The organism is Streptomyces sp. TG1A-8 (assembly GCF_030499535.1).
Classification (GTDB): Bacteria; Actinomycetota; Actinomycetes; order Streptomycetales; family Streptomycetaceae; genus Streptomyces.
In genome coordinates, this window is sequence record NZ_JASTLB010000001.1 from 4684876 (window position 1) to 4699868 (window position 14993).

The 14993-nt window shown below is 74.3% G+C and carries 15 protein-coding genes; 5 read left to right on the forward strand and 10 right to left on the reverse strand.

Annotated features, from left to right (window positions below):
- Positions 1-188 precede the first annotated feature (188 nt).
- From QQY24_RS20525 to QQY24_RS20555, 7 genes are all read right to left on the reverse strand, one after another.
- Positions 189-1211 (reverse strand): N-acetylglucosamine kinase, encoded by a 1023-nt coding sequence (locus QQY24_RS20525; RefSeq protein ID WP_301974147.1) that lies wholly within the window; start codon positions 1209-1211, stop codon positions 189-191.
- Positions 1202-2467, reverse strand: coding sequence for a 6-phospho-beta-glucosidase (locus QQY24_RS20530; RefSeq protein ID WP_301974148.1), 1266 nt, complete (start codon positions 2465-2467; stop codon positions 1202-1204). The genes QQY24_RS20525 and QQY24_RS20530 overlap by 10 nt, the downstream gene beginning before the upstream one ends.
- Positions 2468-2474: 7 nt before the next feature.
- Positions 2475-3368 (reverse strand): carbohydrate ABC transporter permease, encoded by an 894-nt coding sequence (locus QQY24_RS20535; RefSeq protein ID WP_301974149.1) that lies wholly within the window; start codon positions 3366-3368, stop codon positions 2475-2477.
- Entirely contained in the window at positions 3365-4312 is a 948-nt protein-coding gene (locus QQY24_RS20540; RefSeq protein ID WP_301974150.1) for a carbohydrate ABC transporter permease, read from the reverse strand. Before QQY24_RS20540 ends, QQY24_RS20535 begins: the two co-directional genes overlap by 4 nt.
- The gene (locus tag QQY24_RS20545) at positions 4312-5655 is read right to left on the reverse strand and encodes an ABC transporter substrate-binding protein (protein WP_301974151.1); all 1344 of its coding nucleotides are present in this window, start codon (positions 5653-5655) and stop codon (positions 4312-4314) included. The genes QQY24_RS20540 and QQY24_RS20545 overlap by 1 nt, the downstream gene beginning before the upstream one ends.
- Positions 5656-5716: 61 nt before the next feature.
- A complete protein-coding gene (locus tag QQY24_RS20550) occupies positions 5717-6928 on the reverse strand; it encodes an ROK family transcriptional regulator (protein ID WP_301974152.1) in 1212 nt (403 codons plus the stop codon).
- A 247-nt stretch (positions 6929-7175) separates the two neighbouring features.
- Complete coding sequence (locus QQY24_RS20555; RefSeq protein WP_301974153.1) at positions 7176-7889, reverse strand: GAF domain-containing protein; 714 nt, start codon at positions 7887-7889, stop codon at positions 7176-7178.
- Between the two features lie 317 nt (positions 7890-8206).
- Here QQY24_RS20555 and QQY24_RS20560 point away from each other — a divergent pair, with 317 nt between their 5' ends.
- The gene (locus QQY24_RS20560) at positions 8207-8368 is read left to right on the forward strand and encodes a hypothetical protein (protein ID WP_301974154.1); all 162 of its coding nucleotides are present in this window, start codon (positions 8207-8209) and stop codon (positions 8366-8368) included.
- A 182-nt stretch (positions 8369-8550) separates the two neighbouring features.
- On the opposite strand, the gene QQY24_RS20565 is transcribed toward QQY24_RS20560, so the two are convergent.
- Positions 8551-9651, reverse strand: coding sequence for a mechanosensitive ion channel family protein (locus QQY24_RS20565; protein WP_301974155.1), 1101 nt, complete (start codon positions 9649-9651; stop codon positions 8551-8553).
- Between the two features lie 306 nt (positions 9652-9957).
- Here QQY24_RS20565 and QQY24_RS20570 point away from each other — a divergent pair, with 306 nt between their 5' ends.
- The gene (locus QQY24_RS20570) at positions 9958-10494 is read left to right on the forward strand and encodes an HNH endonuclease (RefSeq protein WP_301974156.1); all 537 of its coding nucleotides are present in this window, start codon (positions 9958-9960) and stop codon (positions 10492-10494) included.
- Positions 10495-10550: 56 nt separating this feature from the next.
- Here QQY24_RS20570 and QQY24_RS20575 read toward each other — a convergent pair whose 3' ends face one another.
- Positions 10551-10820, reverse strand: coding sequence for a hypothetical protein (locus tag QQY24_RS20575; protein ID WP_301974157.1), 270 nt, complete (start codon positions 10818-10820; stop codon positions 10551-10553).
- Positions 10821-11303: 483 nt separating this feature from the next.
- Between QQY24_RS20575 and QQY24_RS20580 the strand changes: the two genes are divergently transcribed.
- From QQY24_RS20580 to QQY24_RS20590, 3 genes are all read left to right on the forward strand, one after another.
- Entirely contained in the window at positions 11304-11594 is a 291-nt protein-coding gene (locus QQY24_RS20580) for a hypothetical protein (RefSeq protein ID WP_301974159.1), read from the forward strand.
- The gene (gene malQ / locus QQY24_RS20585) at positions 11595-13703 is read left to right on the forward strand and encodes a 4-alpha-glucanotransferase (protein ID WP_301974160.1); all 2109 of its coding nucleotides are present in this window, start codon (positions 11595-11597) and stop codon (positions 13701-13703) included.
- A 110-nt stretch (positions 13704-13813) separates the two neighbouring features.
- Entirely contained in the window at positions 13814-14095 is a 282-nt protein-coding gene (locus tag QQY24_RS20590) for a hypothetical protein (RefSeq protein WP_301974161.1), read from the forward strand.
- Positions 14096-14352: 257 nt separating this feature from the next.
- Here the strand turns inward: QQY24_RS20590 and QQY24_RS20595 are convergent, their stop codons facing one another.
- Positions 14353-14943, reverse strand: coding sequence for a TetR family transcriptional regulator (locus QQY24_RS20595; protein WP_301974162.1), 591 nt, complete (start codon positions 14941-14943; stop codon positions 14353-14355).
- Positions 14944-14993: the final 50 nt, after the last annotated feature.

Sequence of the window (14993 nt, forward strand, 5' to 3'; positions counted from 1 at the left end):
CATCCGGTCGCCGCCAAGTATCGCCGCACCGGCCGGTCCTGCGCACCGGCCTTCACCCGATCTTGAACCGATCGGGGCGTGCCCGGCCGGCCCCGACGCGCGGGGCGCACCATCCCCTGCGCATGAATACGCCGGGGGCGACCGATCGGTTCCCCGCCCCGGCGTGGTTCGCGCGGCCCCGCGCGGGGTCAGCCGCCCGGACGGCGGCCGGTTCCGCCGGGCCCGGGCGGCGCGGGCCGGGCGGGCTCCCAGTGCGCGCGCGCCCGCCGCCGGGCCCCGGCGCCCGCGCCCAGCCGGTCCAGGCCGAGCAGGGCCGCGCCCAGCACCGGGCTCGCCGTGACCACCCGGACGTGCGCCCGGGGGGCCCGGGAGGACATCAGCGCGCGGATGCCGCCGTCCAGCCGGGGATGGCCGGCGGCCAGGACGCTGCCGCCCAGGAGGACCGGGGTGTCCTCGGCGAGGAGGTCCAGGCGGGTCAGGGCCACCGTGGCCATCGTGGCCACCTCCTCGGCCAGCCGGTCGACGAGCGAGCGGGCGACCGGGTCGCCGCCGGCGGCCGTGGCGAACAGCACCGGGGTCAGCTCGTACCGGCGGGCGTGCCCGATGCGGCGCAGGTGCAGGGCCTCGATCAGGGCGTACATGGACGGCAGGCCGAAGTGCGCCGGGAGCGCGCGGGCCAGTGCCGTGGGCGCGCCCCTGCCGTCCTCGGCGCGGGCGGCGTGCCACAGCGCCTCCTCGGCCAGGGCCCAGCCGCCGCCCCAGTCGCCGGAGACGCGGCCGATGGCGGGGAAGCGGGCGGTGCGGCCGTCGGGGCGCATGCCGACGCAGTTGATGCCGGCGCCGCACACCACGGCGACGCCCCGGGGTTCGGCCACGCCCGCGCGCAGGACGGCGAAGGTGTCGTTGCGGACCTCCACCGACGCGCCCCAGGCGCGCGCGTCGAGGGCGGCCGCCAGCCCCTCCTCCTCCACCGGCAGGTTGGCGTTGGCCAGGCAGGCCGAGACGTGCGCGGCACGGGCCACGCCGGCCTCGGCGAAGGCCCGCGCGACCGGGCCGGCCAGGGCGTCCACCGCCTGCTCCACGCCCACCGCGGGCGGGCGGAAGCCGCCGCCGCGGGCCGTGGCCAGGACCTCCCCGCCGGCGGTGACCACGGCCACGTCGGTCTTGCTGTTGCCCGCGTCGATGGCGAGGACGGTCGGGGTCAGGCCCACGCGAGGTGCTCCCGGTTGTGCGCGACCAGCCGGTCGGCGAGGGCGTCGGCGTACGCGTACTGGCCGATCAGGGGGTGGGCGAGCAGGGCGCGGAAGACCCGGTCCCGGCCGCCGCGCAGCGCCGCCTCCAGGGCCAGGTCCTCGTAGGCGGTCACGTTCGCCATCAGGCCCGCGAACAGCGGGTCGACCCCGGGCACCGGCAGCGGCACGGGTCCCTCCGGGCCCACCGACGCCTGGACCTCGATCACCGCGTCGTCGGGCAGGAACGGCAGCGTTCCCCGGTTGCGCGCGTTCACCACCTGGTACGGGCTTCCGGCACCGCCCAGCAGGGCCGCCGCCAGGTCCACCGCCGCCTCCGAGTAGAAGGCGCCGCCCCGCTCGGCCAGCAGTGCCGGCTTCTCGTCCAGGGCCGGGTTGCCGTACATCCGGAGCAGCCGCCGCTCCATCTCGGCCACTTCCGCCGCCCTCGACGGCTTGGTGCGCAGTTCGCGGACGACCTCGTCGTGCGCGTAGTAGTAGCGCAGGTAGTAGGACGGGACCGCGCCCAGGCGGTCCAGGAGGGGGCGGGGCAGGCGCAGGTCGCCGGCGACGGCGTCGCCGTGCTCGGCCAGCAGTGCGGGCAGGACGTCGGCGCCCCCGGGGCCGCCCAGGCGGACGCCGGTCTCCCAGGTGAGGTGGTTCAGGCCCACGTGGTCCAGGTGCACCTCGCGCGGGCCGGTGCCGAGCAGGGCCGCGAACTTGCGCTGCAGGCCGATCGCCACGTTGCACAGGCCGACCGCCCGGTGCCCGGCCCGGAGCAGGGCGCGGGTGACGATGCCGACCGGGTTGGTGAAGTCGATGATCCAGGCGCGGGGGCTGGCCCGGCGGACCCGTTCGGCGATGTCCAGGACCACCGGGACCGTGCGCAGCGCCTTGGCCAGGCCGCCCGCGCCGGTCGTCTCCTGGCCGACGCAGCCGCACTCCAGGGGCCAGGTCTCGTCCTGCTGCCGGGCCGCCTGGCCGCCCACCCGGAGCTGGAGCAGCACCGCGTCGGCGCCGTCGGCTCCGGCGTCCAGGTCGGCGGTGGTGACGATCCGGCCGCCGTGGCCCTGCCTGGCGAAGATGCGGCGGGCCAGCCCGCCCACCAGCTCCAGGCGTTCGGCGTCCGGGTCGACCAGCACCAGTTCCTCGACGGGCAGGATGTCCCCGAGGCGGGCGAAGCCGTCGACGAGTTCGGGGGTGTAGGTCGAGCCTCCGCCGACCACGGTGAGTTTCACAGGTGGTTCAACCCTTCACTCCGGTGAGTGTCACGCCCTCGACGAACGCCTTCTGGGCGAAGAAGAACACGAGGATCACGGGGGCCATGACCAGCACGGTGGCGGCCATGGTGAGGTTCCAGTCGGTGTGGTGCGCGCCCTTGAAGGACTCCAGGCCGTAGGAGAGGGTCCAGGCGCCCGGGTTCTCGGAGGTGTAGATCTGCGGGCCGAAGTAGTCGTTCCAGGCGTAGAAGAACTGGAAGAGGGCCACGGCCGCGATGCCGGGCTTCGCCATCGGCAGCACGACCCGCAGCAGCGTCCGCAGGTCGCCGCAGCCGTCCACCCGGGCCGCGTCGACGTACTCGTCGGGGACGGTCATCAGGAACTGGCGCAGCAGGAAGACGGAGAACGCGTCGCCGAACGCCATCGGCACGAGCAGCGGCCACAGGGTGCCCGACAGGTCCAGCTGCTTGGCCCAGAACAGGTACATCGGGATGACGACCACCTGCGGGGGCAGCATCATCATCGAGATCACCAGCATGAGCGACAGGTCGCGGCCCCGGAAGCGGAACTTGGCGAGCGCGTACGCCACCGGCACGGAGGACACCACGGTGAGGACGGTGCCCAGGCCGGCGTAGACCAGGGTGTTCCTCCACCAGGTCAGGAAGCCGGGAGTGGCGAGCACGGTCCTGTAGTTCCCCCACTCCCAGGGGTGCGGGACCAGGTCGCGGCTCAGGGCCTGCGAGTCGCTCATCAGCGAGGTCAGGAACACGAACACGAAGGGCAGGGTGAAGAAGAGGGCGGCGGCGACACCGAGGCAGTGGACCGCGATCCACTCCAGCAGCGTCCTGCGGCGTGCCGCCCGCTCGGCGTCCGGCACCGCCCGTGCCGCCCCCACCGGCCCGTCCACCGCTCGGGTCACGGCCGGTCACCTGCCTGCAGGAGGCCGCCCCGGCGCCGCATCAGGAACGCGGTGGACACCATCGACAGGGCGAAGAGGACGAGCGCGACGACGCACGCGGAGCCGTAGTCGAAGCGCTGGAAGCCGAGGTTGTAGACGAGCTGGGGGAGGGTGAGCGTGGACTTGTCCGGGTAGCCCGGCTCGAACTGGGTGCCCGCGCCCTGGATCACGCCCGAGGCGACCTTCCCCGCGACCAGCGGCTGCGTGTAGTACTGCATGGTCTGGATCACGCCGGTGACGACGGCGAACAGCACGATCGGCGAGATGCTCGGCAGGGTGACGTACCGGAACCGCTGCCACGCCGACGCGCCGTCCAGCTCGGCCGCCTCGTACTGCTCGGCCGGCACGTCGAGCAGCGCGGCCATGAAGACGACCATCAGGTCGCCGATGCCCCACAGCGCCAGCAGGGTCAGGGCGGGCTTGGACCACGCCGGGTCGCCGAACCAGCCCGGCGCCGGGAGCCCGGCCCCCTCCAGGACCGAGTCGACCGGACCCGTACCGGGGTTGAGCAGGAAGGCGAAGGCCATGGTGGCCGCCACGGGCGGGGCGAGGTACGGCAGGTAGAAGAGGGTGCGGAAGACGCCCGCGCCCGTCTTGATCCTCGTGATGAGCAGGCCGGTGCCGAGTCCGAAGACCACCCGCAGCGAGACCATGACCAGCACCAGCCACAGGGTGTTGCGCAGGGCGGGCCAGAACAGGGGGTAGTGCGCGAGGACGTACGTCCAGTTCTTCCCGCCGCTCCACGCCGGCGGCGCGAAGCCGTCGTAGTGCATGAACGAGAAGTAGACCGTGGAGATCAGCGGGTAGGCGAAGAAGACCGCGAAGCCGATCAGCCAGGGCGACAGGAAGGCGACCGTGCGAAGCGCCGCCCGGCGGCGCTTCGACGCGAGGGTGACGGTGCCCATCACTTCGCCTGGGCGATGTCCGTGTCGATCTGCGCGGCCGTCCTCTTCAGGCCGGCCTTCAGATCGGTGACCCTGCCGCTTTCGTAGTCGTAGCCGAACTGCTGGACCGTCACCAGGTACGCGCCGCCGTCGACCGAGGCGGGGGCCGTGGTGGAGTGCGGGTCGGCGGCGATGTCCAGGAAGGTCTTGAAGCGCGGGTCGTACCTCAGCTTCGGCGACTTCAGCGCGGCCAGCGTGGAGGGCACGTTGTGGATGGCGTTGGCGAAGCCGACCACCGCGTCCGTGTCCGTGGTCATGTACTTCACCAGTTCCCAGGCCGCGTTCTGCTTGTGGCTGGTGGCGGCGATGCCGGCGATGGTGCCGGTGAGGTAGCCCATGCCGTACCGGTCCGCCCGGTCGTCGGGGACGGGCAGCGGGGCGACCCCGATCTCGAAGTCCGGCTCCGTCTCCTCGGCCATGCCCAGCCGCCACTCGCCGTCGAGCTGCATGGCCACCTGGCCGGTGTGGAAGGGGTGCCTGGCGCCCCACTCGTCGCCGAGGGTGGCCCGGTACTTCTCCAGCCTGCGGAATCCGCCCAGTTCGTCCACGAGCCTCTTCTGGAGGGCGAAGCCCTCCTCGAAGGCGGGGTCCTCGGCGAGGGCGGACCTGCCGTCCTTGCCGAAGTACGTCGGCGAGAACTGCGCGAGGTAGTGCTCGGTGGTGGTCTCCCAGCCGTGGTAGTCCGGCATGAAGCCCAACTGCCGGTAGCCGTCCCCCCGGCGGACGGTCAGCTTCCCGGCGTCGGCCTCGAACTCGGACCAGGTCCTCGGCGGGCGGGCGATGCCCGCCTTCGCGAAGGCCGTCTTGTTGTAGTAGAGGCCGTAGGCGTCGCCGAGCAGCGGCACCGTGCAGCGTTCGCCGTCGAACCGGGTGTACTCGTTCATCGGCTTCGGGAAGGTCGCCGAGGGGTCGATGCCCGACTTCCCGAAGAAGGGGTCGAGGTCGACCAGGGCGCCCGAGGAGCAGAACCTGCCCACGTTGTTCGTGGTGAACGACGAGATCACGTCGGGTGCCTTGGTGCCGCCGGACCGCAGCGCCTGGTTGATCTTGTCGTCCGTCATGTTGCCGACGACGTTCACGTGGATGTTGGGGTGCGCCCTCTCGAACCCGGCGACCAGGGACCCGACCGCCCGCACCTCGTTCGGCGCGCTCCAGGCGTGCCAGAAGGTGATCGTCGTCTCCTTGGTGGCGTCGTCCGTGGCGCCGGGGCCGGACCGCCCGGTGCAGGCGGTGGCGAGCAGGGCCAGCGACGCGGCCAGGGCGAAAGCCGCTTTTCGGGCGGCCGGGGGTATGGCTTCGGGCATGGCGGGGTCTCCCGGGGAGGGGGCGGTCGGGGAAGGGGCGGTCGGGAAGGGGGCCGCGGGACTAGCGCGAGGTGTCGAAGACCTCGTCGCGGGTGGCCGCGAGCGCGGACTCCAGCGCGCCGCGCAGCACGGGGTGTTCCCGCACGTCGCCGACGACCAGCCGGGGGCGGGCCGCGGCCAGCTCCGCCAGCTCGGCCTCGACCAGGGCGCGCAGCACCTCCCCGCCGGCGGTCAGGGCGGACCCGCTCAGGACGACGAGTTCGGGGTCGAGGACGGAGACCAGCGAGGCGAGACCGGTGGCCAGCCGGGTCGCATAGGTCCGCAGCAGCTCCCGGTGGGGTCCGTCCGCGTGGTCGGCGGCCCGCGCCACCAGCTGTGCGGCGGCCCGCGCGTACGGCCCCGGGGGCACGTCCTCGATGCCGAGTTCGCGGGCGAGCGCGGGCAGGGCCTGCGAGCCGGCCAGTTCCTGGTAGCCGCCGCTGTTGGCCCGGGCGACCTGCCGCACCAGCGGGGCGCCCGGCACCGGCAGGAAGCCGACCTCGCCGGCGCCTCCGGTCCAGCCGCGGTGCAGTCGGCCGCCGAGGACCAGGGCGGCGCCCAGGCCCTCCTGGTTCCACAGCAGCACGAAGTCCCCGTGGCCGCGGGCCGCGCCGAGCCGCTGCTCGGCCAGGGCGACGAGGTTGACGTCGTTCTCGTACTCGACCGGCATCGGCAGCGCGGCGGCGAGTTCGCCGAGCAGGCTGGGGGAGTGCCAGCCGGGCAGGTGGGAGGCGTAGCGCAGGCGACCGGTGGTGGGGTCGAAGGCGCCCGGGGTGCCGATGACCACCCGGTGGACGTCGGCACGGGTCAGTCCGGCGTCCTTCACCGCGCCGTCGAGGGCGCCGGTGACCTGCTGGACGACAAACCGCGCCGGGCGGCGGCCGGGCGTGGGCAGCTCGAACTCGCCGACCGTGCGGCCGGTGAGGTCGGCGACGGCGGCCCGGATGCGGTCCGGGGTGACGTCGAGCCCGGCGGCGTGCGCGGCGCCCGCGTGCACCGCGTACAACTGGGCGTTGGGGCCCGGCCGGCCCTCGCTGGTGCCGGTGACCCGGACCAGTCCGGCGGCCTCCAGGCGGGCCAGCAGCTGGGAGGCGGTCGGCTTGGACAGGCCGGTGAGCTTGCCGATCCGGGTGCGGGACAGCGGCCCGTGCTCCAGGAGGAGGTCCAGCGCGGCACGGTCGTTCATGGCGCGCAGGACGCGCGGGGTGCCCGGCGTACCGGCGGTTCCTGCCACGGGGGCGACACCTGCCTTTCCAGCCACTCAGCTTTTCAGCGACCGGGTCACGGCGTCCAGCCGGGATCACCGCACGCCCCGGGACCACTGTTAGGAAAGTTTCCTTTCGGGCTGGGAGGAACGTAAGCCCCCGCGAACGGGGCGTCAAGGGAGGCCGCCCGCCGGGCGGCGGGGCGGAAGGGCTCGCCTCACCCCCTCCCGGAGGGGGTGTCCGGCCGGGTCGGCGGATGTCCGCGCGGCTCCCGCTTCACGCGAGGGCGACACCGAGCATGCGGGCGAAGACCTCGACCATGGTGACGTCCTCCTGCTTGAGGTCGCCCGGCCGGGGACAGTCCACGCTCAGCAACCCGAAGGACCTGTTGCCGACCTTCACCGCGCAGGTGATGTACGTCCTGTAGTGGTCGCTGTCCGGCTGGAGCGCCGGCGGCAGGTGGGTGACGTCCGGCACGAACCGGCTGGAGCCGTCGTCCAGGAGTTTGAGCAGTTCCGTGCCCCGCTGGTCGGACTCCCGGAAGGTGGTCACGGGGGCCACGCCGCGGCCGGACCACAAGTTGTTCAGGCATCTGACCTCGCGCGCGCCCGGTGTGGAATCCGGTGTCTCCTCGAGGAAGCAGGCGCGCGCGTCGGAGGGGCCGATGAGGTTGGCGGTCAGGGCCACGATGGCCAGTTTCGTCTGTTGCTTCAGTGCCCTGCGCTCGGCGCTGCTGGTGGTGGAGGCGATCTGCACCAGGTTGAGCGCCAGCGGGACCAGGACGTCCTCGAACGCCTTCCGCTGGTTGCGGGTCGCGGCCTCGGCGGCCTGGTGCGCCGTCACGACGCGCTGATTGGCCAATGTGACGGTCAGCAGTGTCGCCACCGCTCCGGTGATCGTGATCGTCCAGAACAGCCATCCGGCCATGTCCAGGCCTATGACCATCTGCGCCACGTACGCCAGGACTGCCAGTCCGGCTAATGAAGCCACGCCTTTGCCCACCTGCAACCCCCCACACGGGCCCGACACTCGCCACCACGGTAACCAAGGATGCACGGAGCGTAGCCCAAGTGGGCGAAAGTCGTTTGCATCACAGGCTGTTCGGGCATCACTACGTTAAGGTGTCGCACCGATGGGTGTTGACGCCGTCATGGGAGTTGTGAAGCTCCGGAGATCGCTCACCTCGGGGTCAGGGACGGAGCCCTATGGCCGGCAGCGGTGACGAGACGGCGTACGCGACGGAGTCCTGGGGGGATTCGAACATGGCAACCGTATGGAGCGGCAGCGCGTTAGAGGCGGACCCGCGCATGAGGGAATTCCGAGCCGACCCCGCCGCGTACATGGAGCAGCGCGCCCACACCCTCCGCTCCGGCGACCTCGACGAGGAGGAAGCGCGCCTCCTCAAGCAGAGGAACCGTCGCATCCATTCGGTGGTCGACATCTTGCTGAGGGTGTTCCGCAACGACTGAAGCGCTCGCCCGGGAGCGGTCGGCAGGACGACGCGAGTGCCGGCGGTGTTCCCGCACGGCGCGTCACCGCTTCCCCTGCCCGCCCTCCCCCGCCCCCTCGCACGGCACCGGCGTCCGGGCGGCGGCGGCCTGGTCCGTCGGGACGGAGCACCGCCCGCCGTCCCCGGCGCCGTGAGGGGCGGTCACTTCCCCGCCTGCCGCTGCGGGGTGAGGGGCGCCGCCGCCGCGGCCTGGGGGGAGTCCGCGTTGGCGTAGGCCGAGGGCGCCGCCACCGCCGCCGTCGGGTCCGGTGCGGCCGCCTGGTCCTCGACGGCCGTCGCGCCGCCGACGATGCGGATGCTCGCCGCGTCGAAGGCCCGCTTGATGCGCCAGCGCAGCTCCCGCTCCACCGTCACCGACTTGCCCGGCATCGTCCTGGCCGAGACCCGGACCACCATGGAGTCGATCAGCACGCTGTCCAGGCCCAGCACCTCGACCGGGCCCCACAGCAGCTCGTTCCAGGGCTCTTCCTTGCTCATCTTCTCGGCGACCCCGTCCAGCGTCGCCTTCACCCGGTCCAGGTCCTCGGCGGCCCGCACGGTCACGTCGACCCCGGCCGTCGCCCAGCCCTGAGAGAGGTTGCCGACCCGCTTGACCTCGCCGTTGCGGACGTACCAGATCTCCCCGTCCGCGCCGCGCAGCTTGGTCACCCGCAGCCCGACCTCGATCACCTCGCCCGAGGCCACCCCCGCGTCGATCGTGTCACCGACCCCGTACTGGTCCTCCAGGATCATGAACACCCCGGACAGGAAGTCCGTGACCAGGTTCCGGGCGCCGAAACCGATCGCCACGCCCGCCACGCCGGCGGAGGCCAGCAACGGGGCCAGGTTGATCCTGAACGTGGACAGCACCATCAGCGCGGCCGTGCCGAGGATCACGAAGCTGGCCACCGACCGCAGCACCGAACCGATCGCCGCCGCCCGCTGCCGGCGCCGCTCGGCGTTGACCAGCAGCCCGCCCAGCGCGGTGCCGTCCACGGCCTGCACGGTCCGGTTCATCCGGTCGATCAGCTTCGTGATCGCCCGCCGCACCACCGCCCTGAGCGCGACCGCGACCACCACGACCAGCAGGATCTGCAGCCCCATCGCGAGCCAGGTCGACCAGTTCTGCTCCACCCAGCTCGCCGCGTTCGTCGCGCCCTCCTGGGCGTCCTGGAGGGAGGGGACGGCCGGTGCCGTGCTCGGCCCCGAGGGGGACGGCGACGGTGGCGCACCGGCGGCCGAGAGGACGACGGGCAAGGACACGGCAGGTACCTCCATGGTGCTGCGCGGTCCGCACCGGCGGGGCGGTCAAGATCACGAAAAGGTCACCGGGCGGACGGAACCAACACACTAACGGGGCATTGTGGGTGCTCCGCGCCGATCCGCACAGGAGAGACCGGACTCACTGGAGGGTGAACCGGCCATGATCCGGGGGATGCATCCGGTGTGGTCGAAAACACTCTCAGCCCGTTACCGGGACATGGTGGCGCTTCCACCAGGCATGAGGGGACACTGACTGCAGATCGTCCCGGCGCGAGCCACGCGCCGCCGACGCCCAAGGAGGCACCCGTGCCGCATGTCCTGGTCCTCAACGCGTCGTACGAGCCGCTCGGCGTCGTACCGCTCCGCCGCGCGCTCGTCCTCGTCCTGGAGAACAAGGCCGTCTCCCTCGAGGAATCCGGCGCCCACGTGCACAGCGCGACCGTCACAGTCCCCGCACCCAGCGTGGTCCGGCTCAAGCGATTCGTGCGGGTCCCCTACCGGGGGCCCGTTCCTCTCACCCGGCGCGCCCTGTTCGCCCGGGACGGGGGCCGGTGCATGTACTGCGGTGGTGTCGCAACCAGCGTCGACCACGTCATCCCGCGCAGCCGCGGGGGCAAGCACGTCTGGGACAACGTGGTGGCGTCCTGCCGCCGCTGCAACCACGTCAAGGCCGACCGCCACCTCGTCGAGCTCGGCTGGCGGCTGCGTCACAAACCCGCCCCGCCCACCGGTCTGGCCTGGCGCATCATCGGGACCGGCCACCGGGACCCGCGCTGGCTGCCCTACCTGCAGCCGTACGGCGCGGACGACGCCCTCGCCCGGATCGACGGCATCTCCGCCTGACGGTCCGGGCTTTCGCGCACCCCGCGGCCGCGCCGCGCCCGCCCGGCGGCGCCCGTTCAGCCGCGGGGTCCTTCGGGGCGCGCCCCGCGCACGGCGTACAGCGCGCTGCCCGCCGCGAAGGCGGCCAGCGCCACCGCCCAGGCTCCCGGCTGCGCACCGGCCTGCACGGGCCACGCCCACACCGTGCCCGCGCGCCCGCGCACCCCGGGGGACGCCAGGTACACGGCGGTCACGCAGCCGAAGGCGGGCAGCCGACTCAGCCGGGCACCGAGCACCACGGCCGCGGCGGCGGTGGCCCCCGTGCAGCCGAGGGCGTTGCGGATCACGGCCGGCGGCCCGAAGGTCCCCGGGTGCCCCACACGGCCGGCGCCAGCAGCGCCGCCGCCACGCGGTCAGCAGGACCAGGTGCGCCAGCCGGCGCGGCCACCACGGGGCGGGACGGTCCCACACCCCCTCCATCGTCCGGCCGGGCGCCGGCGGTTCGCGGTGTCGTGTGATCCGCCGGGTGGAACGTGCGCCGGTCCGACACACCCGTTTCGTGTCCGTACGTCTGGTCCCGCGCTCACGGGGTAGGGCTGCCATGACCACTTGAAGCCGCACCGACGCATCCGAAGCATCCGCCGCACCGGACGCACGCATCCGACGCATCCGGTGTACGTGACCGTGACCGACGCACCCGGCCGCCGGCGCGTCCGGCCCACCCGCCCGGCGCGATCGGCGTTCCGGACACACCCGCCGTACCCGCGGCATCCGCCGCACCCGACGCATCGACGCATCGACGTATCCGACGCAGCGACAAGGAGGCCCCCGTGGCCGCACCGGCTCACCTGTTCGTCCCGGCCCAGTGGAAACCCGCGGCGGAGCCGCCCGCCGTGACCGACGAGGCGGGCACACGCGTCCTCGGCGCCGAGGGCACCCGCCCGCAGGCCCCGCTGACCAGCGAGCCGCCGCTGCCCGCCGCCGAGCCCCTGACCAGCGAGCCGCCCCTCGCCGACGCCACCGCGCCGGCCGGCGGCTCCGGCCCCCTCCCCGGCACCCCCGGCACCCCCGGCGCCCCGGCCCCCTCCGGCGCCCACGTCTCCTTCGGTGCGGGGCTGTAGATGGCGACGGCGCACGACGACGAGGAACTGTCCCGGCTCGCCGCACTGCACGGAGTCGCCACCTCCTACAGCCCGTCCCCGGACCGCACGGTCGCGGTGTCCGCCGAAGCGGTGACCGCCGCCCTGGCCGCCCTCGGCGTCGACGCGGGCACCCCCGGCGCCGTCCGTACGGCCCTCGCCGAACGGGAGCGGGAGCTGCGCGAACGCCTGCTGCCGCCCACGCTCGTGCACTGGTCCGGCGACCCGGAGGGCCCCGCCGCCCTCGCCGGGCTGCCCGCCGGGACCCGGCTGCGCATCGAGACCGAGCAGGGCGAGCAGCGCGAGGGCGCCGAGGGCGTGCCGCCGGGCCTGCCGGCCGACCTGCCGACCGGCGTCCACCGGATGACCGCCACCGCCCCCGACGGACACACCGGCCAGGCCCATCTGATCGTCGCCCCGGACCGGCTGCCCACTCCGGAGGGCCGCTCGTACGGCCTCCTGGTGCAGCTGTACTCCCTGCTGTCCCGCCGTTCCTGGGGCATGGGCGACCTCGGTGACCTCGCCGAGCTGGCCGGCTGGGCCGGACGCGCTGCCGGAGCCGGGTTCGTGCAGGTCAACCCGCTGCACGCGGCCGTGCCCGGCGCCCCTACCGACCCCTCCCCCTACCGGCCGTCCTCCCGCCGCTTCCCGGACCCGGTGCACCTGCGGATCGAGGAGGTCCCCGAGTACGCGTACGCCGACCCGGACCGGACCGGCCCCCTGCTGGAACGCGCCGAGCGGCTGCGCGCCGCCGTCCTCGACAAGGGCGCCCTCATCGACCGGGACGCCGTGTGGGAGCTGAAGCGGGAGACCCTGGAACTGGTGCTCCGGGTCCCGCTCGGCCCCGGCCGGCAGGCCGCCTACGACGCCTTCCGCGCCCAGCAGGGCCAGGCACTGGAGGACCACGCCACCTGGTACGCCCTCGCCGAGCGGCACGGCTCCGACTGGCACCGGTGGCCCGCGGGACTGCGCGACCCCCGCTCGGCGGAGACCGCCCGCGCCCGCACCGAACTCGCCGACCGCGTCGCCTTCCACTCCCGGCTCGCCTGGCTCACCGACGGCCAGCTGCGCGCCGCCCAGCGCGCCGCCCGGGAGGCCGGCATGCCGGTCGGGATCGTGCACGACCTCGCCGTCGGCGTGCACCCCGGCGGCGCGGACGCCTGGGCGCAGCAGGACCACTTCGCCGCCGGCATGTCGGTCGGCGCGCCCCCCGACGCCTTCAACGCCCGCGGCCAGGACTGGGGCCTGCCGCCCTGGCGCCCCGACCGGCTGGCCGCCTCCGGCCACGCGCCCTACCGCAACCTCCTGCGCGCCCTGTTCCGCTACGCCGGCGCCCTGCGCATCGACCACGTGATGGGCCTGTTCCGGCTGTGGTGGGTGCCCGAGGGCAGCCCGCCCACGGAGGGCACGTACGTCCGCTACGACGCCGACGCCATGCTCGCCCTGCTCGCCCTGGAGGCATCCCGGGCCGGCGCGGTGGTGATCGGCGAGGACCTGGGCACCGTCGAGCCCGGCGTGCGCGAGGCGCTGCAGCGGCGCGGGGTGCTCGGCACCTCGGTGCTGTGGTTCGAACGGGACTGGGAGGGCGACGGCCGCCCCCTGCCCCCGGACCGCTGGCGCGCCGACTGCCTGGCCACCGCCACCACGCACGACCTGCCGCCCACCGCGGCCCGGCTCACCGGCGAGCACGTCGACCTGCGCGACCGCCTCGGCCTGCTCGCCCGCCCGGCCGCCGAGGAGCAGGCGGAGGCCACCGCCGACACCGCCGAGTGGCTCGCCCTGCTGGGCAGCCTGGGCCTGCTCGACAGCCCCGCCGCCGGCCCGCCCGGCTCCGACGAGGAGGCCGAGGTCCAGGGCGTGCACCGCTACCTGCTGCGCACCCCGGCCCGCCTGGTCGGCGTCTGGCTCCCGGACGGCATCGGCGACCGGCGCCCGCAGAACCTGCCCGGCACCTGGGACCAGTACCCGAACTGGCGGCTGCCCATCGCCGACGCGCAGGGCAGGCCGGTGACGCTGGAGGAGCTGACCGGCTCGCCGCGGCTGGGGGCGCTGCTGGACGTCATGCGGGAGGCCGGCCCGTCCGGCGGCTGAGGGGCGGGCCGCCCCGGGACCCCGCGCCCCGGGGTCCCGGGGCGGCCCCCGCCGCTTCCCGGGGCACCCCGGGCGCGCAGCCCGCGCGGCGGTTCGCTAACTTGGGGAGCGTGGACAAGAAGAACGCCCTGCGCGCCGGCGCCCTGGCCTCCGGTACGACGCTGATGATGCTGCTCATGTCGTCCCCCGCGCTCGCGGTCGCCCGCGACGACGGCGACGACCCCGGCCCGGGGCTGAGCGCCGTCCAGACCGTGGGCCTCTACGTGCTGCTCCCGCTGGCGCTGTTCGCGGTCATCGCCGGCCTGGTCATGGCCCTGGACAAGTCCCACACCAAGAAGGACGACACGACGTCCAACATCACCACGAAGGGCGACGCGCAGGTCAAGGCCTGACCGGCCCGCACCACTTCACGAGGGCGCCTGTCCCCGACCCGCACGCGCGCGGTGCCGTGCCGGGCGGCGGGGGACGGCGCCCTCGGTGCTCGCCGGCCGTACCCGGAGCGGGCGGCGGGTACGGGGCCGGGGCCGCCCCGCGTCCCGGTGCCGTCCACACCCGGGACTCCGGGGAGGGGGTCGCCCGCCCCCGCGTCGTCGCGCCGGCCGCCCGGGCGGCGCCCGCGGTGGGGCGCGGCGCTCGCGGTGGGCGGGGCCTAGTGCGGTTGCGCCGGGCCGGGCGCGGTCAGGTACCGCTGCACGGTCGGCCCCAGCCAGGCCGTCACCTCCTCGCGGGTCAGCGCCGCCGCCGGCGGCAGCCGGAGGACGTAGCGGGTGAGCGCGAGGCCGAGGAGCTGCGCGGCGCACAGCGCCGCCCGTGCCGGGACCTGCTCGGGGTCGGGGCACACCCGCCGGGCCGCCGGCAGCAACTGCTCCCGGAAGACGCCCTGCAGGCGCTCGGCCCCGGCCGTGTTGGTCACCCCGACCCGGAGGACGGCCGTCAGCTCCTCGTTCTCCTCCCACATGTCGAGGAAGTGCGCCACCAGGGCCCGGCCCACCTCCTCGCGCGGCAGCGGGCCCAGGTCGGGCAGGCGCAGGTCGAGGGCGACGGCCGCCGCGAACAGACCCTCCTTGCTGCCGTAGTAGCGCATCACCATCGACGGGTCGATGCGCGCGTCCCGGGCGATGGCGCGGATGGTCGCCCGCTCGTAGCCGTCGGCGGCGAAGCGCTCGCGGGCGGCGGCCAGGATGGCGGTGCGGGTCGCGTCGGAGCGGCGCGCCTGGGTCGTGCTCTTGCTGACGGTCATGCCCACGAGCGTAGGCCAACGTATGTAGGCCAACAAGTGTTGACTTGGGT